16 protein-coding genes, 1 pseudogene and 1 CRISPR repeat array are annotated in these 18,873 nt (G+C 68.4%); of the genes and pseudogenes, 10 read left to right on the top strand and 7 right to left on the bottom strand.

Annotated elements, in window-relative coordinates; all coding sequences use genetic code 11:
- Window positions 1-8 precede the first annotated feature (8 nt).
- On the bottom strand, window positions 9-806 hold the full coding sequence (locus HNR61_RS40830; RefSeq protein WP_312898332.1) for an NYN domain-containing protein: 798 nt from the start codon (window positions 804-806) through the stop codon (window positions 9-11).
- A gap of 40 nt (window positions 807-846) precedes the next feature.
- On the opposite strand from HNR61_RS40830, the gene HNR61_RS40825 reads away from it, so the two are divergent.
- Window positions 847-1,050 carry a hypothetical protein gene (locus HNR61_RS40825; protein ID WP_182848497.1) on the top strand — a complete coding sequence of 68 codons (204 nt, stop codon included), beginning with the start codon at window positions 847-849 and terminating at the stop codon, window positions 1,048-1,050.
- A 19-nt stretch (window positions 1,051-1,069) separates the two neighbouring features.
- Here HNR61_RS40825 and HNR61_RS40820 read toward each other — a convergent pair whose 3' ends face one another.
- The 3 genes from HNR61_RS40820 to HNR61_RS40810 all read right to left on the bottom strand — a co-directional run bounded on the left by HNR61_RS40820 (window position 1,070) and on the right by HNR61_RS40810 (window position 2,985).
- The gene (locus HNR61_RS40820) at window positions 1,070-1,972 is read right to left on the bottom strand and encodes a transposase (protein ID WP_182848496.1); all 903 of its coding nucleotides are present in this window, start codon (window positions 1,970-1,972) and stop codon (window positions 1,070-1,072) included.
- Window positions 1,973-2,070: 98 nt separating this feature from the next.
- Window positions 2,071-2,679, bottom strand: coding sequence for a hypothetical protein (locus HNR61_RS40815; protein WP_182848495.1), 609 nt, complete (start codon window positions 2,677-2,679; stop codon window positions 2,071-2,073).
- A gap of 75 nt (window positions 2,680-2,754) precedes the next feature.
- On the bottom strand, window positions 2,755-2,985 hold the full coding sequence (locus HNR61_RS40810; protein ID WP_182848494.1) for a hypothetical protein: 231 nt from the start codon (window positions 2,983-2,985) through the stop codon (window positions 2,755-2,757).
- Window positions 2,986-3,222: 237 nt separating this feature from the next.
- Here HNR61_RS40810 and HNR61_RS40805 point away from each other — a divergent pair, with 237 nt between their 5' ends.
- Window positions 3,223-3,543, top strand: coding sequence for a helix-turn-helix domain-containing protein (locus tag HNR61_RS40805; RefSeq protein WP_220510387.1), 321 nt, complete (start codon window positions 3,223-3,225; stop codon window positions 3,541-3,543).
- A gap of 449 nt (window positions 3,544-3,992) precedes the next feature.
- Window positions 3,993-5,459 (top strand): site-specific integrase, encoded by a 1,467-nt coding sequence (locus HNR61_RS40800; RefSeq protein ID WP_182848493.1) that lies wholly within the window; start codon window positions 3,993-3,995, stop codon window positions 5,457-5,459.
- Window positions 5,460-5,908: 449 nt separating this feature from the next.
- A CRISPR array of direct repeats spans window positions 5,909-7,335; the repeat unit is 37 nt; unit sequence GTGGCGCCCGCCCTCCGGGGCAGGCGAGGATCGCAAC.
- Between the two features lie 288 nt (window positions 7,336-7,623).
- Here the strand turns inward: HNR61_RS40800 and HNR61_RS40795 are convergent.
- Window positions 7,624-8,384, bottom strand: a pseudogene (locus HNR61_RS40795) (transposase family protein); the annotation flags it as partial.
- 132 nt (window positions 8,385-8,516) lie between these two features.
- Entirely contained in the window at window positions 8,517-9,155 is a 639-nt protein-coding gene (locus HNR61_RS40790) for an IS630 family transposase (protein ID WP_376770305.1), read from the bottom strand.
- A gap of 680 nt (window positions 9,156-9,835) precedes the next feature.
- On the opposite strand from HNR61_RS40790, the gene HNR61_RS40785 reads away from it, so the two are divergent.
- Together HNR61_RS40785 and HNR61_RS40780 are read left to right on the top strand one after the other, a co-directional pair.
- Window positions 9,836-10,720, top strand: a complete 885-nt coding sequence (locus HNR61_RS40785; protein ID WP_182848492.1) for a hypothetical protein — start codon at window positions 9,836-9,838, stop codon at window positions 10,718-10,720.
- Window positions 10,717-11,532, top strand: a complete 816-nt coding sequence (locus HNR61_RS40780; protein WP_220510386.1) for an AfsR/SARP family transcriptional regulator — start codon at window positions 10,717-10,719, stop codon at window positions 11,530-11,532. The genes HNR61_RS40785 and HNR61_RS40780 overlap by 4 nt, the downstream gene beginning before the upstream one ends.
- A gap of 11 nt (window positions 11,533-11,543) precedes the next feature.
- Here the strand turns inward: HNR61_RS40780 and HNR61_RS40775 are convergent, their stop codons facing one another.
- On the bottom strand, window positions 11,544-11,942 hold the full coding sequence (locus HNR61_RS40775) for a hypothetical protein (protein ID WP_182848491.1): 399 nt from the start codon (window positions 11,940-11,942) through the stop codon (window positions 11,544-11,546).
- Between the two features lie 220 nt (window positions 11,943-12,162).
- On the opposite strand from HNR61_RS40775, the gene HNR61_RS40770 reads away from it, so the two are divergent.
- From HNR61_RS40770 to HNR61_RS40750, 5 genes are all read left to right on the top strand, one after another.
- Entirely contained in the window at window positions 12,163-13,671 is a 1,509-nt protein-coding gene (locus tag HNR61_RS40770) for a phage tail sheath family protein (protein ID WP_220510385.1), read from the top strand.
- Window positions 13,672-13,681: 10 nt separating this feature from the next.
- A complete protein-coding gene (locus HNR61_RS40765) occupies window positions 13,682-14,200 on the top strand; it encodes a phage tail protein (RefSeq protein ID WP_182848489.1) in 519 nt (172 codons plus the stop codon).
- Window positions 14,197-14,910 carry a hypothetical protein gene (locus tag HNR61_RS40760; protein ID WP_182848488.1) on the top strand — a complete coding sequence of 238 codons (714 nt, stop codon included), beginning with the start codon at window positions 14,197-14,199 and terminating at the stop codon, window positions 14,908-14,910. The genes HNR61_RS40765 and HNR61_RS40760 overlap by 4 nt, the downstream gene beginning before the upstream one ends.
- 859 nt (window positions 14,911-15,769) lie before the next feature.
- Window positions 15,770-17,017, top strand: coding sequence for a Pvc16 family protein (locus HNR61_RS40755; protein ID WP_182848487.1), 1,248 nt, complete (start codon window positions 15,770-15,772; stop codon window positions 17,015-17,017).
- A complete protein-coding gene (locus tag HNR61_RS40750; RefSeq protein ID WP_182848486.1) occupies window positions 17,014-18,873 on the top strand; it encodes an ATP-binding protein in 1,860 nt (619 codons plus the stop codon). The genes HNR61_RS40755 and HNR61_RS40750 overlap by 4 nt, the downstream gene beginning before the upstream one ends.

Below are 18,873 nucleotides of genomic sequence, written 5' to 3'. Positions count from 1 at the left end.
CGGTGAGCTCATGACGACGCACCATGGCCACCATCACAACCCGGCCCACTGATCAACCTCAGCCAAACACCAAGATCTGCCGGACACGACCTAGGACGCCGCTCCACCTCGAACAGGGTGGTGGCGGCAATGAGTTCATTGAGCTTGTTGTAGCCGTAGCTGCGCACGTCGAAGTCGGGCCGCTTCCTGGTGATGATGTTGCCGACGTCGGCCAGCCGAGCCCACCCGTCCTCGTCGGATCCCGCCTCGACGGCGTCGCGCAGCAGATTCACCAAGGCAGTGTCGCCCTTGAGCCGGACGGTGGGTGTCGGGGCACCGGTGACCGCATCAGCGGTGGCCGGTCCGGTGAGGTTCTCCAGGTAGATGAACTTGTCGCAGGCCGCGACGAACGGCTGGGGAGTTTTGCGTTCCCCGAACCCGTACACGGTCAGTCCGGATTCGCGGAGCCGTTGGGCCAGACGGGTGAAGTCGCTGTCGGAGGAGACCAGGCAGAACCCGTTCAAGCGGTCGGAGTACAGCAGGTCCATCGCGTCGATGACCAGCGCGGCGTCGGTGGCGTTCTTGCCCGTGGTGTAGGCGAACTGCTGCATGGGCTGGATCGACTGGGCCAGCAACTGTTCCTTCCACCCCCGCAATCCGGTGCCGGTCCAGTCGCCGTAGGCGCGTTTGACGTGCGCTGTTCCGTACTTGGCGACTTCGGCCAGCAGGCCGTCGGCCACCGATGCCGAGACGTTGTCGGCATCGATCAGCACGGCCAGCTTGACGGCCGGGTCGATCGGGGTGTTCATCGAGATGCCACTGGCCACGAGGTGTTCCTCCGGGGGTAGGGGTCTCAGCGTTTCAGGGGTGGAGCATGAACGAGGTGTCGGCGTTGGTGACGGTGGTCGGGCGAAGCGGCCGCCATCCTTGGACGAGCTTGGCATCGATGTCGATGAAGCCGAAGAAGTCGATGTTCTCGCGGTGGCCGGGGGCGGTGAACGACAGCAGCTCGTCGGGGACGCCGCGGCCCTGGGTGCGCAGCTCGATGATGGCTGTGCCCTAGATCGTTGATGGGAAATGTTGGTGCTGGTCAGTGGTCATAGGCGATCAGTGAGCGTTTGACGGGCTGGTCGATCAGCCAGTTGTGCCAGATGGCGGCGTTGAGTGCCACGATGCGCTGGCTGATACGCGCCCACAAACCTTCGGTGGCGCGGGCCTGGTGGCGTTCCAGACCCAGCTGGTTCTTCAACGTCCAGATGACCGCCTCGATGCGCTGACGCAGCCAGGCGGGAAAAGCACGGCCAGGACTGGGGTGCGGCTCATCGTGGCGGCGCGGGCGGATCAACCGGTATCCCAGCCGCGCCGCGGCCGCTTCGATGCCCGCCCCGGCAAAGCCGATGTCGCACACGATCGGGCACGGCCCCTCGGCGGGCGGGCGCACCTGCAGCAGGTGCAGCGCTTGCTTGCGTTCGTCCAGTTCCTTGGGGTGGGCCAGGCTGAACGCCGTCACCGCACCGTCGGCGGTGGTGATCAGCATCAGCTTGGTGCCCCAGGAGAAGGCGTGGTGGGAGGTGTCGTGGCCGTAACCGGCGATCTCGCCCAGGCTGGAGCGGTGGACCGTGACGCGGGAGGCGCCGCAGCGTACCGGGGTGCCATCCATCAGCCGCAGCCGCTCGTGCCAGGTGGGGGTGGCCCGAGCCAGCCAGCAGGCCACCGCCACCCACACCGGCCCCAGCTGGCGCAGGTGCCGGTTGTACTGGGCCTGACACGGCAGCCGGGGGAACAGGTGCCCGATCCGGGCCGGGGCCAGGCGCAGCCAGCGGCGCTCGGTATCGCAGCCCAGCAGCACCTGGGCGACCGCGACACAGACCAACTCGGCATCAGTCAACACCGAAGGCCGGCCCCGCCGGGGCAGTGGTTGCCGCAAGGGCAGGACGTGGTCGTCCAGGTGGACGTAGAGTGCGGTCACAAGGGCGTCCAAGTCAGTTTTCACACACCGACCATGGGCGCCCTTCCCCATGCCCGCACCCGGTTCAGTAATTTCCCATCAACGATCTAGAGGTGCCGGGCACGGGTGGATCAGTGGCCGTCTCAGCCGTAGGACTGAGCCCAGTACTCGACGGTCTGGCGACCCCCGACGGTGAAGGTCGCGCCGTACTTCTTGTGCCCGGTATTGGTGACGCGCAGGTAGCGGTAGCGGCCGTCGCAGGGCCAGGGCCGCGGGGTGCTCTTCATGACCCTCCAGGCTCCCCACCGGTTCCGGTACTCGAATGCCACGCGCATGCTTCGGCCCTTGCCCCAGCAGCGAGCCTGGACCTGCATCACCCGGTGCCCGTACTTGCGATCCCACCGCGGGCTCCAGTTGGCAACCCGCTTGGACTGGTGCTTGAGGGTGACCCACTTGGCGCGCTTGGCCGCCGCCTGGGCAGTGGCCGACGCGACGGCGGCCTGCGGCGCAGCGGCGGCCTGCGGCGCGGCCGGGGTTTGCGGTGCGGCGGGGGCGGCCTGGGCGGGGGCCAGGGTCAGGGACAGGGCCGCCGCCGAGGCGACGCCCAGCGTCCCGGCCCGGGTCGCGAGGTTGGTGCGCATGGTGTGCTCCTTGCTGATCGGGTCGGCGGTGATCGGTGGTGACCACCGCTCGGAACCGATCCTGATCAGCGGACCGGCGGCCCGGAACAGGCCCGGCTCCAGTCGGGACACTGCGAAACGTCCCGCCTTCTGACCAGCCGGGACGCACCCGATGGCGGGACGCGCAGGGACGCCCGCGGGACGACGTCAGCTGGACTTGCGCGAGCTGCGCCGCACCCGTCGCGACGGCGCCACCGAGACCCTGTATGGCCGCTTGATGCGCAAGGGCTCGCGCTCCATCCCGATCCCGGTGCGGATGAACAATGGAGCCTCGGGCACCCGCTCCTGCACCAGCGACTTCAAGATCCGCGTCATCGGTAAATGGCTGCGCGCCCACGGTGCCAGCGCCGCCAATCCCGCCACGGTCGGTATCGGCATCAGCGTGGATGAGATCCATCGCGCCAACAACCGTCGCTGCGAACCCTACGAACGCGTCGTTTACCCGCTGCTGGTTCTGTCCCTTCCACCGGCTGACCAACTGGCAGGACATGCGCCGCGACGAACCCGAACTGTTCGCACGCGCCTGCGACCTGGAGACCACGATCAACACCCGCCGCGGTCCTGGGCCGCGACCCGGTCTGGCTCACCCGCTACGCCGCCCCGCTGGCCGACGTCGTGCCCGACATCGACGTCCTGCCGCTCGACGACGGCGACGGCACCTGCGACGGCGGCTGGTGCTTCACCTGGCCTGCAAGGAGGACATCTGTGCACGCTTTCAAGCGCTCTGATCTCGACCACCTCCCGACCGTGGTGGACATCCCCACGGCGGCTCGGGTGCTCGGGCTCTCCAGCTCCTACGCCTACGTTCTGGCCAAGGAAGGTCGCTTCCCCTGTCGTCTGATCCGGGCGGGCGCCGCTTATCGGGTTCCCACCGCCGCGCTTCTCGCGGTCCTCGGAGAGGAGAGGCCGCGGTCGGTGACTGACTCCACCGCGTAGGGAGGTCGGGAGTCGCCCGGCGGGATCACCCCGGCTTCGTGGGGTCGTCCCGCCGGGCGTCGCCCGATAACGATCATGTCGCGGTGATGTCCGATCGACGCCGCGCCGGTCCGCTGAGGTGCTGGTCAGGTGGCCGGAATCCGCCAAGATCACGCACGGTCACAGTGATGGAACCAGTGATAAAAGATCTTGAGCCCTGATCATCTTTGGATGATCAGGGCTCTGACCTGCGGTGATGGTGGAGCGGGCGACGGGAATCGAACCCGCGTAGCCAGTTTGGAAGAAAGTATTTCTGTCCAATTCACCTCCTCATCGACTTGCTGATTTCTTGCTAACCTGCAGGTCAGGGTCAAGATGATCGTACTGGGAAATCCATTCCCGTGTCACTCTGTCACTCATGATCCAGTGACAAATAAGTGACAAACGATCATCCTCTCAAGGAGGTTCGAATGGGCTTCACTCGAAAGCGGCGAAGCAGGAACGGCAAGATCCGCTACCAGGCCCTCTACGAGGACGCGTGCGGCGTCCGCCAGACGGCCGGCACCTACGCCACCCTCAAGGAAGCCGACAAGGCCTGGCAGCGCGCCGAATCCCGCACCGCAGAAGGAAAACGAGGAGATCCAAGACGCGCTAAACAGAGGTTCCGCGTCTACGTGGAGGCAACCTGGCTGCCCAACCACCGCATCGAGGAGAGCACCCGCCAGGACTACGTCTACGCGATCAACGCGCACATCATGCCGTTCTTCGGCGAGATGCGACTGAAGGACATCAGCTCCGAGACCGTCCGCAACTGGATCACCCACCTCAAGGAGCGCGGCGTCCCGGCTCACCGGATCAGGTACTGCAAGACCTCGATCCTGAACGCCATCTTCACTACCGCCGTCAACGACGGGATCCTGGAGTACCACCCCAGCAGGGGAGTGGAGACCGACCCCGTCCCCGAAAAGCCCCGCAAGACCATCACCCCCGAGCAGTTCAACCTGATCTACCAGGCGCTCCCGGACGCCGACGCCCAACTGCTCATCGAGACCGACATCGAAAGCGGTCTGCGCTGGGGCGAGCTCACCGAGCTGCGGGTCAAAGACCTCGACATCCCCACCCGCATCCTCACCGTCAGCCGAGCCGTCGTCCAGCTGGTCCGCAAGCACCACCCCGAAGGCAAGCGGTTCCTGATCAAGGAGTACCCCAAGGGCAAACGCTGGCGCCGCATCAAGCTCAGCGCCCAGATCGTCGCCAAGCTCAAAGCCCACATCGAAGCCGAGGGCCTGCAACCGGGCGACCTGCTGTTCGCCCGCCACCGCCCAACCCCACCACCCGCGCTGCAGATCGTCACCCCCGAAAACCTCACCTTCGAAGCTGCGAATGGCCGCACTTATACCCACGGCACGATCACCGCCTACAACTTGGGTAAGTGCAAGTGCGACCGCTGCCGCGGCGCCTACGCCACCTACCGCGCCAAGCGCCGCGCCAAAGGCAAGGACAACCCCCGCAAGCCCCGCACCATCGACGACGACCCGCACATCTCGGCGAGCTGGTTCCGCAAGCACTGCTGGTACCCCGCCCGAGACGCCGCCGACCTGGACTGGTCACCGCGCATCCACGACCTGCGCCACGCCCACGCCTCCTGGCTCCTGGCAGGCGGCGCCGACCTGCAGGTGGTCAAGGAGCGTCTCGGTCACCGCAAGATCTCCACCACCGAGCGCTACTTGCACACTCTTCCCAACGCCGACGAAACCGCCCTCGACGCCCTCGATAAGATCCGCGCTCCCCAGGCCGCGCCACAGGGCGACCAGCCCAACGCCGCTGAACTGGAACGCGAACTTGCGGAAGCCCAAGCCCGCATCGCCGAACTCCAGACGGTCATCACCGACCAACTGATCGCGCAAACGACGAAGTCCGCCCTCCGTCCCGCCTGACACGAACATGTGGCCCGCCGGACTCCACCTCCGGCGGGCTACGCATGTCCGATGCCTCGGAGGCTGCTACCGCATTAGCAGTGCCACACCCTGCGTGCTATCAGGTGTTCTGTCATCCCCCATGTTCCTGCTTCCGCAGGTCAGACGTCTAATGGGTGCATCATCATCCACCATGATCCATTGCAGTTCGTGTCCACTGTGTGCCCACCGTCATGCTGGCCAGACGTGCAGGGCCACGCTTTGAACTCTCACACAGAGTGATAATCGGCGAAGCTCTCATGGTTGGCGGTTCGTTGCTGGAGTGGGCAGCGCGCAAGTCTTCGGAACCTCAAGCTCCCATGGCTTCCCCAGGAGGTTCCCAACTACCTATGGCATCATTTGCGAAGTATCTCCGCAATCCATTTCGTATTCGAGTGATCGCTTACGGTGATTGGTGCAGGTGGGATGCTGTGGCGCCCGCCCTCCGGGGCAGGCGAGGATCGCAACCGCTCACCGGCCGCCGCGTCGGCACGGGCGGCACGTGGCGCCCGCCCTCCGGGGCAGGCGAGGATCGCAACCGAACTGGCGTCAACGGGATTTGTCAGGCACCGGGAAGTGGCGCCCGCCCTCCGGGGCAGGCGAGGATCGCAACCCGAGGGGGAACGATGGATCGGCAGCAAGTAGAGATCGTGGCGCCCGCCCTCCGGGGCAGGCGAGGATCGCAACCGGCCTCGACACCGTTTCCGGTCCCGGCGGCACGGGTGGCGCCCGCCCTCCGGGGCAGGCGAGGATCGCAACGTGCTGGCGCTGCTGTGCAGGCGTACGGGTCTGGACCTGTGGCGCCCGCCCTCCGGGGCAGGCGAGGATCGCAACGGTCGGGTGAGTGGCCTGGTGGGTGGTGATCACAGCGGGTGGCGCCCGCCCTCCGGGGCAGGCGAGGATCGCAACGTCCAGATCGATGACGTCCCGCAACTCCGGGTGGTGCGTGGCGCCCGCCCTCCGGGGCAGGCGAGGATCGCAACAGCACGCAGGACACGAACGACGAGCAGTCGGTACAGCTGTGGCGCCCGCCCTCCGGGGCAGGCGAGGATCGCAACGTTCCCGAGCCGGAGCAGGGTCCAGCCCGGGCCGTGTGGCGCCCGCCCTCCGGGGCAGGCGAGGATCGCAACAGGAAAGTCACGCAGGCCATGGCCCACGCCGTAAGCGTGGCGCCCGCCCTCCGGGGCAGGCGAGGATCGCAACATCGCGAAGGCCCGCTGCTTGACGGCGGCCGCAAAGGTGGCGCCCGCCCTCCGGGGCAGGCGAGGATCGCAACCACTGGAGGCCGCGCTCCTCCTTCTCCAAGACGTGGTGGCGCCCGCCCTCCGGGGCAGGCGAGGATCGCAACTACTTCACGGTGAACGTGTTCGTGCCGGCAGTGAGTCGTGGCGCCCGCCCTCCGGGGCAGGCGAGGATCGCAACAGTGCGTCGAGGAGGTCGGGGACGTCGCCGCGGATCAGTGGCGCCCGCCCTCCGGGGCAGGCGAGGATCGCAACAGTTTCGGCCTGGGGAACCTGCGGCACCTGCGCGCCGTGGCGCCCGCCCTCCGGGGCAGGCGAGGATCGCAACACCATGCGGACGGTGACGGTGTTGGCCGCCGACACCGTGGCGCCCGCCCTCCGGGGCAGGCGAGGATCGCAACAACGTCCGCCGCTACGACTTGACGCTGCTGGACCGTGGCGCCCGCCCTCCGGGGCAGGCGAGGATCGCAACTCGGGATCACCGGCCGCCGTCTGCGGTGCGGCCAAGTGGCGCCCGCCCTCCGGGGCGGGCGAGGATCGCAACCGTCGGCCGCAGCAGCCCGAGCTGCTGCGCAACGCAGTGGCGCCCGCCCTCTGGGGCGGGCGAGGATCGCAACGGGATGTGGGTGGCGGTCAGCAGTGGCGCGATCCCGATCAAAGCGAGCCACGCTTTGCAAGCTGGACGGGCTAGCCATCCGGCTTGCAAAGGAGGTGTGAGTGACTTCTAGTGTCCCGCGCCAGGAATTCGATCAATATATGAGGTGAGGTGTTCGAGGATTTCGTCAGCGGTTTTGCTTCAGGTGAAGGGGCGGGGATTGTCGTTCCAGGCCTTGATCCAGTCGCGGATGTCGTTCTCCAGAGCGCGCAGGGTCTTGTGGACGCCGCAGTGAGCCTTTTTCAGTAGGTGTTGGCTTGCGGTGCTGGAGCACCAGGATGGCCTTGGCCAGGTGACCGGCCCGGTGCGGGCAGCAGCGCAGCTTGTGCAGGATGCGCCAGGACTTCAGTTGCGCGTTGGCGCGCTCACTCGGCCCGCGCATTTTGGCGTGCGCGCGGTTGGCCTCTTTCTGCGACTCGGGCTTGTTGCGTCCTTTGTAGGGCGCGAGGGTCTCGTCCATGCCCTGGTAACCCTTGTCGGCCAGTACCAGCAGATCGGTGGTGCGCAACAGGCGGGGCACGCCCCAGATCCAGGTGGCGCGGGTGTCGTCACACTGTCGGGCAGCGTTCCCGACACCCACACAAGTTCCTCGGTCGGAGCGGCGATGACCTGCAGGTTCACGCCGTGCTTCTTATGTCTGCCCGAGGAGAGGGGCCGGTCGGCGGCCACCTGGTCGATCGCGATCAAAGTGCCGTCCAGCACCAGGTAGGGGTGCCCGTTGTGTTCGGTGGCCCGCAGCGCGGCGGCGAGTTTGGGAGCGCGGGCGGCCAGCAGAATCACGGTGTGGTTGATGTAGCGCCAGGCGGTGGCGGTCGAGCTGCCGAATCCGGCGGTCAGCGCGGCGAAGGTCTCGCCCTTGTGTGGGTAGACCAAGGTCATTAGCGCCTGCTGTCCGGGTGGGGGTGCGCGGTGCCGCCCGGCTCCGCGCTTGGCGCGGTCACGGCGCGCCATTCCGGCCAGGTAGGTCAGGGTCGAGCACGACAACGGCAGTGCGGCACGGTAGAACAGCATGTGGAGCCTCTGGTGCGGACGGTGGATGGTGAGAGATCACCCGTTCTACCAGGGCTCTGCTGTGTTCTGTGCTCCTCACATCGTTTACGGCCCGGCTCTGAGCACACCCCAACCTCCCGATCCTGAAAAGGCTCATTGCAGGCGCTGCTGGGTCAGCAGTCCAAGCCAGCGCTCCACCTGGTTGAGCCAGGAGCAGTAGGCGGGGGTGAAGTGCATGTGGAAGCGAGGATGGGCATCCAGCCACCTGATGAAGGTCGGATGCTTGTGGGTGCCGTAGTTGTCGCAGATCAGGTGAACCTCCAGGTCTGCCAGCACCTGCTTGTCGATCTTGGTCGGGAACTTGCGGAATTCCGCCGCCCGGTGGCGGCGGTGGATCGACCCGATGATCTGACCGCTGGCCACGTCCAGCGCGGCGAACAGGATGGTGATGCCGTTGCGCAGATAGTCGTGGGTGCGGCGCTCGGGCATCCCCGGCATCATCGGCGGCACCGATGCCGACCGGTCCAGGGGCTGGATCTGGGACTTCTCGTCCACCGCCAGCGCCGCATCGTCCACCGGCACCGCATTGCCGTGACGTTGGCCACCCAGGTGCTCCACCACGTAACCACGCAGGTCATCACGCACCTGATCGGTATCCCACAGCGCCCGGCCCAGCAGGTACTGCATTCCGTAGGGGTTGGCGTCACCGGCATGCTCGGTGATCGTCCAGCAGTTCTTGTGCGGCAACTCGGCCAGCAACCCCTGCAACAGGCCACGAAACCGCTGCGGCATCTCCACCCGGGAGAACCTACCGGTCATACGGCCGACCAGATCCTCAAACATCACCTGCCACCGGCCAGGGTCTACGCTGGCCCAGCGGCCACCACGCGATTTTCAGATGTCCTCACAAATGTCGATGATCGCGCGGTGGCCGTCCGCATTTTTGGGCACCTCCACAGCAAGATCACGACTTACCACTAGAGTGCTAGTGATCATCGTGCGTTAGGAGTCTTGGCTCGCCTGAGCTCATTTGACCGCAATGGCGACGGTGAGGTTTTTGCCCTGAAACAGCATGGTCTATAGCGCGGGTCCATGGTGCTGAGGTCTTGCGGATAGTTGCACCCAAGTCACCGCTTCGGTAAAGGGCGGGCAGGGCGCGGTGTGGCCGACATGCGACCGTCGCGGATGAACCGGCGTGTCTACGGCGGGGCGGACCGTCCATTGCGTGCGGACTGCCTGCTGATCGGAAACACCAGAGTCAAGGTGACTTTGAGTGATGATTAGCTTATGAGAAGTTATCCATGACCCGACGATGGGGTAGTTCAGTCCACACCGGCCAGCCGGGGCGGATGTTCCTCGGCACCGCTGCCAATGCGGCAGCCCATCCTGAGATCGAGGTCTACGGCGCAGACCCGGCATAGCGGCGGGCCTCAGGGCCGTGTCCTTTGGGGGCCGAGTACAGGGAGCTCACGGTGGAACTTGTTGGCAAGCCAACCCTGGTGGTGGAGATGCGTCCTGGCATGGCCGCCAGGTCGACCGCTCGTGGGCTCCTTTCGGTGGCGGGCCTCGACATGGCCTCCCTGAACGATCTGTGTGCGGCATACGGCGGCTCGATGCGACCGCTGTCCGGGATGAGCAAGGAGTGGCTGCTGAGGCTGACGGCCACGTTGCCGCCGTCGGCGGACTCGCTTGACCTGTCCCGCTACTACAGGGTCGCCGTCCCAGTCGACCAGATGGAAGAAACCGCCGCCGTGCTGCGGGCGAATCCGCTGATGGAAGACGTGTACGTACAACTTCCCGGCCAACCGGGCGTGTGGCGGAAGATATCGCCCACCGGCGTGGAGCCGCCCGCAGCCATCCCGGACTTCATCTCCCGGCAGGGCTACCTGGGCCCGGTGCCGGGCGGTTTCGACGTGCGTCGGGCGTGGGAATTACCCGGCGGTTGTGGTGCCGAAGTACAGATCGTGCACATCGACGCTGCGTGGCAGTTCACCCATAAAGATCTGACCGGCAATCAGGGCGGTGTCCTCCGTCCGGGCAGGTGGCGCAACCACGACACGGCCGCCGCCCTCGGGCACGGAGAAGACCCACGGCGAGCTCGCCAAGGCCCCGATTTGGAAACCTCCGGTGCCGGGGCGGCCAAGAACATTGACGACCGGCTCACCGGCCTGGAGCAGGCCATGGCGCGGCTGGCCCACTTCATCGGCACGGAACTACGCCCCGACCTGTCGGCCAGCGCGCTGTTCGACGAAGACCAACCGGTCGGCGTGACCGGCACGCTCGCCGACCAACTGCGCCATCGGGCACAACAGCCCAAGGACACCAAGGACATCGAAACGCCGTGGTCCGCTGGATGATCGACAGGAACGGAGTCACCACGATGCCGCACCCACCATCCGGCGGCTGCGCGAGGATAAGCGTCGCCGCCTCCACACCTGCCGACCCGTCCGCAGGCGGCTTCCAGCTGGACCTGTTCGACGGTTTCCGGTTGGAGCGTGCGGGCCGGTCAGTGACACCGCAGCCTGCCGCCGGACGCCTGATCGCCTTCCTCGGCATCCGGGGCCGGTGCAGCCGGGCTGAGGTCGTCGGCGCCATGTGGCCCGACGTGCCCGAGGAGCGGGCGCAGGCGAGCCTGCGTACGGTGCTGTGGCGGCTGCGCCGCCAGATGCCCGGGCTACTCGGCGGCCGGGAGGCACTGGCGATCAGCGGCACCGTGGACATGGACATCAGCAGGTTTCAGGCGCACGCCTGGTGCGAGGTGGGCAGCGCCCAGGCCGCGCTCGGCGAGCCGCCCTGCCCTATACATGCGGCCGGTTCGGCCGGGCTGCGGGTCGGCGAGCTGCTGCCCGGCTGGTATGACGACTGGGTGATCTTCGAGCGGGAGCGGCTGCGCCAGCTGCAGTTGCACGCTCTGGAAGCACTGGCGGTACGGCTGACCGCCGAGCATCGCCATGCCGAAGCGGTCGACGCGGCACTTGCCGCGGTGCGCATGGATCCGCTGCGCGAGAGCGCCACCCGCGCGCTCATCGAGGCATACCTGGCCGAAGGCAACCTGGTGGAGGCGATGCGGCAGCTGCGCACCTTCCAGGCACAGCTGCGCGACGAGCTGTGCATCGTGCCGTCGCCGGAGCTGGAGCGGCTGGTCATAGGGCACGGCAGCCCGCGCTGACACGCCGGAGATCACTGCGACGTCTGATCGAGGCAGGCGAGCACTTCGACGGAGACTGGTTGGTCGCCGGCGTTGGTGACGGCGGCGCTGCGCGGCCCCCCGCCGGTCACCAAGGCCTCCAGCGCGTCAGCGTTGGCCACCAGTAGGTGGCCGGAGACGGTCAGCTCGGCGCCTTCGCCAGCGTCGTTCCTGAGCTTCATCGTGACCTCGGCGGCTTCGCCAGCGCTGTCGCGGACGCGGACGGCCAGCAGGGCGGGCGTACCTTCCTGGGGCAGCAGCGCCACCGACTTGGTCTGGTTCGCGTCGAGATCGACCGCGGCGAAAGCGTACGAATCCGGATCGGCAGTCGAGGCGACTGACACCACCGGCCCGCCGCGGACCTCCACCGATGTCGTGACGACGACCTTCACTCTCCTCAGCCCCTGTCTGTGCTCGGCCTACCTGGGCGCAGCATCGCGGGCCGCCCGTCAGTAAGGCGTCACCGCGCGGTCACCTTCATCGCATCGGGCACGGTGTGCGCCGGATCTGACAGCGCGGTGACGCCACGGTGACGGCGGTCCAGCAATGTGCGGGTTACGTGTGCTGAGGGAGGAGCGAGCTATGCCGTCGCCGACATTGACGAGCCCAGGTGTGTACCTGGTGGAGCTGCCGAGTGGCAGCCGAACCATCACGGGGGTCGCCACCTCGGTCACCGCGTTCGCCGGCCGCGCGCTGCGTGGACCGGCCGACAAGCCCGTACCAATCCTGAGCATGGCCGAATTCGACCAAGTCTTCGGCGGTGTCTGGCGTGACAGCGGCCTGGGGTACGCCGTGCGCGACTTCTTTGGCAACGGCGGCAACTTCGCGCTTGTGGTCAGGCTGTCGGGCGGGGCGAAGACGGCGGTGGCCCGCGTCGGCGACCTGGTGCTGGAAGCCAGCGGGCCGGGGCTGTGGGGCAACAGCCTGGTGGTCCAGGTCGAACACCCTGACCCCGGCGACGCCGCCGATGTGGCCGCGGGGCAGGGCGTGGACGCTGCTGACCTCTTCCATCTCACTGTCCGTGAGGGGGGCGCGGAGCAGCCCAGCGCCGTTGAGCGCTTCCTCAACCTGACCGTCAGCGACGGCCCCCGCCGCGTCGATCTCGTCCTGGAGGCCTCCCGTCTGATCCGGACCCGGGACCCGCTGCCCACAACCCGCCCCGTCGTGGGCACCTTCGAGGTAGACGCCGCTGACCGGGGCGATGACGGGGCAGCGCTTGGGCGCGCCGACTACGTTCCGGAGGCGGATGACCCCTCCCAGGGCATCTTCGCGCTGCGTACCGTCGAACTGTTCAACCTGCTCTGCTTGCCGCCGCCTGCCCCGGCCGGGGACCTGCCGATTGGGGTGTGGAGCAAGGCACGCGACTTCTGCGCCGAGCGCGACGCGCTACTCCTGGTGGACCCGCCAGGCACCACCACGGCGGCGGGCCTGCCGGACTGGGTGGCCCAGGCGCTGCCGCAGCATGTCAACAACCGCAACGCTGCCCTGTACTTCCCGCGGGTGCGGCAACCGGATCCGGGCCGCGGTGGCGCGGTGGGCGAGTTCGCGCCGTGCGGCGCTGTCGCCGGTGTGATGGCCCGCGGCGACGCCACCCGCGGGGTGTGGAAGGCGCCCGCCGGCACCGAGGCCGCGCTGACCGGGGTGAACTCGCTGGCGATGCCGCTGACCGACGCCCAGAACGGGCTGCTCAACCCCCTCGGCATCAACTGCCTTCGCACGTTCCGCGACGCGGGCACCGTGGTGTGGGGAGCGCGCACGCTGCGCGGCACCGACGCCCTAGGCGACGAGTACCGCTATCTTCCGGTGCGGCGGCTCGCGCTCTTCCTGAAGGCGACCCTGTACCGGGGCACCCAATGGGTCGTGTTCGAACCCAACGACGCCCCGCTGTGGGCGCAGATCCGGTTGTCGATAGGTGCGTTCATGCAGGACCTGTTCCGGCAGGGGGCGTTTCAGGGCAGCAGCCCGCGGGACGCCTTCTTCGTCAAATGCGACGCAGAAACCACGACCCAGTACGACATCGACCGGGGCATCGTGAACATCCGCGTCGGGTTTGCCCCGTTGAAACCGGCCGAGTTCGTAGTCATCGGCATCCAGCAGAAGACATCGGACGCGGCGGCGTAGGAGGACAGCGATGCCCGAGTTCACCGTCAACCCGACCCGGTTCGACCCGTACAAGAACTTCAAGTTCCGGGTGCGCTGGGATGGACGTTGCGTCGCGGGAGTGAGCAAGGTGGGTGCGCTGCGGCGCAACACGGAGGTCGTGCGCCACCGCAGCGGCGGTGACACCAGCAGCAGCCGCAAGTCACCCGGACGCACCGAGTACGAACCGATCGTGCTCGAACGCGGTGTCACGCACGACGTCGACTTCGAGCAGTGGGCCAACAAGGTGTGGAACTGGGGCGCTGGCCCGGGCAGCGAAGCGTCACTCAAGGACTTCCGCAAAGACCTGATTATCGAGGTGTACAACGAGGCAGGCCAACTCGCCATCGCCTACAAGGTATACCGGTGCTGGGTGTCGGAGTACCAGGCCCTGCCGGAACTCGACGCCAACGCCAACGCGGTCGCCATCCAGACCATCAAGCTGGAGAACGAGGGTTGGGAACGCGACTACTCTGTCGCCGAACCCCAGGAACCCTCGTACATCGAATGAGCCGGGACCTCACCGACGGGCGCGCTCTGCTCGACGCCTGGGAAGCCGGTGCGGTCGCGCCATCGGCGGCCCGCGGCGCCACCCTGGCACACCACTGCGGCCTCGTCCCGGACGCCGACACCGCGCTCGACCTGCCGCTGGGCGAGATCGCCCGGCTGGCTGCACGGCTGTACACGGCTGGGTTCGGCTCGGCAGCCACCTGCGTGGTGTCCTGCCCCGACTGCGCTGAGAGGCTAGAAGTGCGCATCGACCTGGACCCATTAGCCGATGCCGAACCCGAGTCTGCGGCGCCACGGCCGGTACCCACCAGCGGTGGCGAGGTGCTGGTACGCCCGGTGACGAGCCGAGACCTGCTCGCCGCCGCCACCACTGAGGCGAACGCCGCACTGCTGTTGGCGTCATGCCTGGTAGGCGATCACCCGGCCGTGGACCGGCTGCAGCCGGATGACGTGGCCGCCATCGACACGAAGCTGGAGGAGCTTGCAGGGGCGGCGGCGGCCACGGTCCAGATGAGGTGCCCGCAGTGCGGCACCGCGATGCGCATCGGGGTCGACGTTGTGGCGCTGCTGTGGGACCAGGTCCGCAGTAACGCTCCCCGGCTGCTGGCCGAGATCGTGACGCTGGCCACCGCCTACGGCTGGAGCGAGCAGTCCGTGCTCGCCATGTCCGCCACGCGTCGGCAGGCCTACCTTGCGCTGGTACGGCGATGACCGGGCCGAACCTGGCGCCGTCTGAGGCGGGATTCCTGACCCGCATGGTGCATCGCGCCCGAGGCACCGAGCAGCGCCTAGAACTTCGCATTTCAAGCCGGTTCGAGCCGCAGCCACTGTTGGTCGGTGCCACATTCCCAGCCCTGATCGACGAGCTGCGGGAACGGGTGTCGGCCGAACCCATGACCGAGACTGAGGCTCCCCCCGTACCGCCGCCGGTGCTACCGCCGCTGCCCGCAGCCGATCCGCCGCCCCGGCCGACAGCGGACTCCAAGCCTGCAACCCGCGCCGGTACCACCCCGTCCCCACCGCGCCGGGTGACCGCGGCCAGTCCGCTGTCCCCGCCCGAGACCGACCGCCAGCACGTCCCGTCACCGGCACCGGTCGTCCTGTCCACATCCCGCCCCGCCCCGGCACCCGCGGACCGCTCCGCGAAGCCCACGGCGGACCACCCGGCCGAACGGAGCGAATCCGGGCCACGGCGCCCACCCCAGCGGCGCGTACCCGAACCGGAATCGAACGAACGCCCCCAGCCACCCCCGCCGGAGCGGGCCGAAACCCGACCGGACCACCCACCGCCGGAGCCCACCGAACAACCGACCGTGCAGGAACTGGTGAGCGAACACCTGGTCCCGGTCCTGGTCGCACGGGAACTGATACGACCGGGAGAACCTGTCAGCATGCACCTGGACGACTGGCAGCCAACACCGGTCCCCGCCGACGCCACTGTGCACCTCAACATCGGCCGGATCGAGGTCGTCCGCCCGGCGCCTCCCGCACCCGTCGCAGCGCGACCTCCAAGCCCCGGGCCATCAGAACAGCTCGCGCGGTACCTGGCCCGACGAGAGGCGGAGTGGCGATGAGCAATGTGCTGGCGGTCGCGGCCGTGACCTCGACGCTGCGGTTCCTGCTGGACAAGGCCCTTGGCGCGGACGAGCCCGGCCAGGTCGGCGGCGCGAAGGTGACCACGCTGCGGCCGGACCGGCTGCGCGACACCTCCGTGGCGGAGGACGTCGCTGCGGGCATCAACCTCTATCTCTACCATGTCGCCCCGAACCAGGCCTTCGGCCAGCGTAATCTGCCGACCCGCCGCAGCGACGGCTCGCTGGCGCGCCGGCCGAACGCCGCGCTGGACCTGAACTACCTGCTCACGTTCTACGGTGACGACACCAAACTGGAGGCGCAGCGGCTGCTCGCCCGAGCGGTGGCCCAGCTCGCCCGGGTGCCCATCCTCACCCGCGACCTGGTACGCGACGCGATGACCGCTCTGGCCGGGCAGCCCGGCACCGACCTCGGCTTCCTGGCCAAGGCCGACCTGGCCGACGCCGCCGAGACGGTGAAGCTGGCGCCCCAGCCGCTGTTGCTTGAGGAACTGTCCAAGCTGTGGTCGGTGCTGTTTCAGACGCCGTACCTGCTGTCGGTCGCCTACACCGCCACCGTCGTCGTGGTGGAGGCCGCCGTGACACCGTCGCACTCGCTGCCGGTGCGCCACCTCGACCTGCAAGTGCGCCCCGACATCTGGCCGCGCCTGCACCGGGTCGTCCCGGTCGGCGGGCCCGACGTGCCGGTGACAGCCGGTACCGTGCTGACGCTGCACGGCAGCGGCCTGCGCGGCGCTCGCACCAGGGTGCGCATCGGGACGGTCAGCCTGCCGGTGCAGGAGGGCGGCCCTGCCTCGCTGACCGTCGCGCTCGGCGTGGAGGTACCGGCCGGCGAGAGCACGATTCACTTGCTGCACCTGTCCGAGCCCAGCCCCGATGGCGCACCCGGACGTGTCACCGCGTGGTCCAATCACCTGCCGCTGCTGGTACGCCCCACGGTCAGCGTCGGGTCCGTGGCCGAGGACAAGATCACTCTGCAGCTGAGCCCGCCGTTGTTTCCCGGTCAGCGGGCTGAACTCGTTCTCACCGGGGCTTCCGGACAGACCACAATCCTCCCTCTGAGGGCACCCGACGAGGGTCAGCCCGCGCAGGCCGCCGTGTCAGTGTCCCGCGGCGCCGTTCCAGACGGCGAGTGGCTGGTGCGGGTCCACGTCGACGGTGTCAGCAGTCTGCCCGAACGCGACGGAGAGGTGTATTCCGCGCCCAAACTCGTCCTGCCACCATGAGCGCGTACTCGGACGGCGACGGCGGCTGGGCCGAGGCCAACCGCGACTACCTCGTCGCGGTGCTGAACCTCCTGCGCACCCGGATACGGTCCGGCGGTGAGCTGCTGGACCGTACCACCGTGACCGGCGCGGCCTCCCGGCTGTCGGCGCCCGCCGCCCTGGACACCCTGACCCAGGGGTTTGGCCTGACGGAGTTCGAGCGCGACGTGCTCGTGCTGGCCGCGGGCCCCGACCTCGTCGCCGAGACCGCCGACGAGTTGGCGTCGGCGTTCGGCACCCCTCGAATCACCTTCGCCGCCGCGATGTCGCTGTTACCGCAGGCGCACTGGAGCGCGATGACACCCGACGCGCCGCTGCGCCGCTGGAAACTGCTGCGCCTGGCCGAACCGCAATCGCCGTCCCACAGCCCGCTGCTGGTCGACGAGCGGGTGCTGCACCACCTTGTCGGCGCCGGATACCTGGCGTGCGAGCTGGCCGCGCTCAGCCGGCTGCGGTCGGCTCCCGCTGACCTGCCGCCGTCGCTGCGTACAGCCGCCGCCACGGTCGCGTGCCGCTGGGCCGAGCACCGCACCGTGCTGCTGCACGGACCGCAACCGGACAATGTGCTGGCCGCCGCCGTCGGTGCGGCTACCGCGAAGGGGCTGAGCCTGCGCGAGATATCCGCCGCCGACCTGCCAGGCGAAACAGCCGCACGCCACCGGATGGTACGGCTGATGGAACGCGAGACGGTCCTTGACGGCTGCGCCTGGGCGCTGGACGTCACCGACGCCACCGGTGAGGACCTGGCACGCTGCGCCCGCAGCCTGTACGCCGTCGCCGCGCCCGTCGTCCTGCTGGCGGGTGCCGACGCCCCCGCAGTCGCCGACGTCGTGCCGGTGGAGGTCCCGCGTCTCGGCTTGGACGAACGCCGACACCTGTTCCGGGACGCGCTTACCCAGCCCGATCCGCTGGCCGACACCGCCGCCGGTGTGTTCGACCTGCCCCTGCCCCACATCGGCGACGTCGTCCAGGAGGTGTCCACAGGAGTCCCGTTGTGGGCGGCATGTCGGACCCGCGCCCGGCGTACCTTCGGCGGCCTGGCCCGGGTGCTGCACCCGCAGGCGAACTGGGACGACCTGGTGCTGCCGACCGCCCAGCTGGACCAGTTGCGGGCGCTGGCCGGCCGCGCCCGGCACCGGGTGACCGTGCTGCACGACTGGGGCTTCGCCGGTCGCTCGGCGCGCGGGCTGGGCACGACAGCCCTGTTCGCCGGCGGCAGCGGCACGGGCAAGACCTTCGCCGCCGAGGTGATCGCCCACGACCTCGCCCTCGACCTCGTCCAGGTCGACGCGGCGACGGTGGTGAACAAGTACATCGGGGAGACGCAGAAGAACCTGCGTCGGCTGTTCGACGAGGCCGAGGACGGGGGAGTGGTGCTGCTGTTCGATGAGGCCGACGCCCTCTTCGGCAGGCGTACCGAGGTCCGCGACAGCCACGACCGGTACTCCAATCAGGAGGTCGGCTACCTGTTGCAGCGCCTGGAGACCTTCCGCGGCCTGGCGATCCTGACCACCAACGCCCGCTCCGCGCTCGACCCGGCGTTCATGCGCCGTTTGTCCGCAGTGATCAGCTTCCCCTATCCGGACCTGGCCGCACGGGAGGCGCTGTGGCGCCGCGCGTTCCCTCCCGGCACGCCGCTCCACGACATCGACACCGCCGAGCTGGCGGTACGCGATCTTTCCGGCGGAGCGATCGCTTCCATCGCCCTGAGTTCGGCCTACCTGGCCGCCACGGATGGCGGGGTGGTGACACCACGGCATCTCAGCGATGCGTTGCGGTGGGAGCTGGCCAAATCAGGCCGATTGCCCAGCGGCTGA

This window comes from Actinomadura kijaniata (assembly GCF_014138665.1).
Lineage (GTDB): Bacteria > Actinomycetota > Actinomycetes > Streptosporangiales > Streptosporangiaceae > Spirillospora > Spirillospora kijaniata.
Note: the sequence above shows the minus strand (reverse complement) of the source record. Positions and strands in the feature narration are given on the sequence as shown.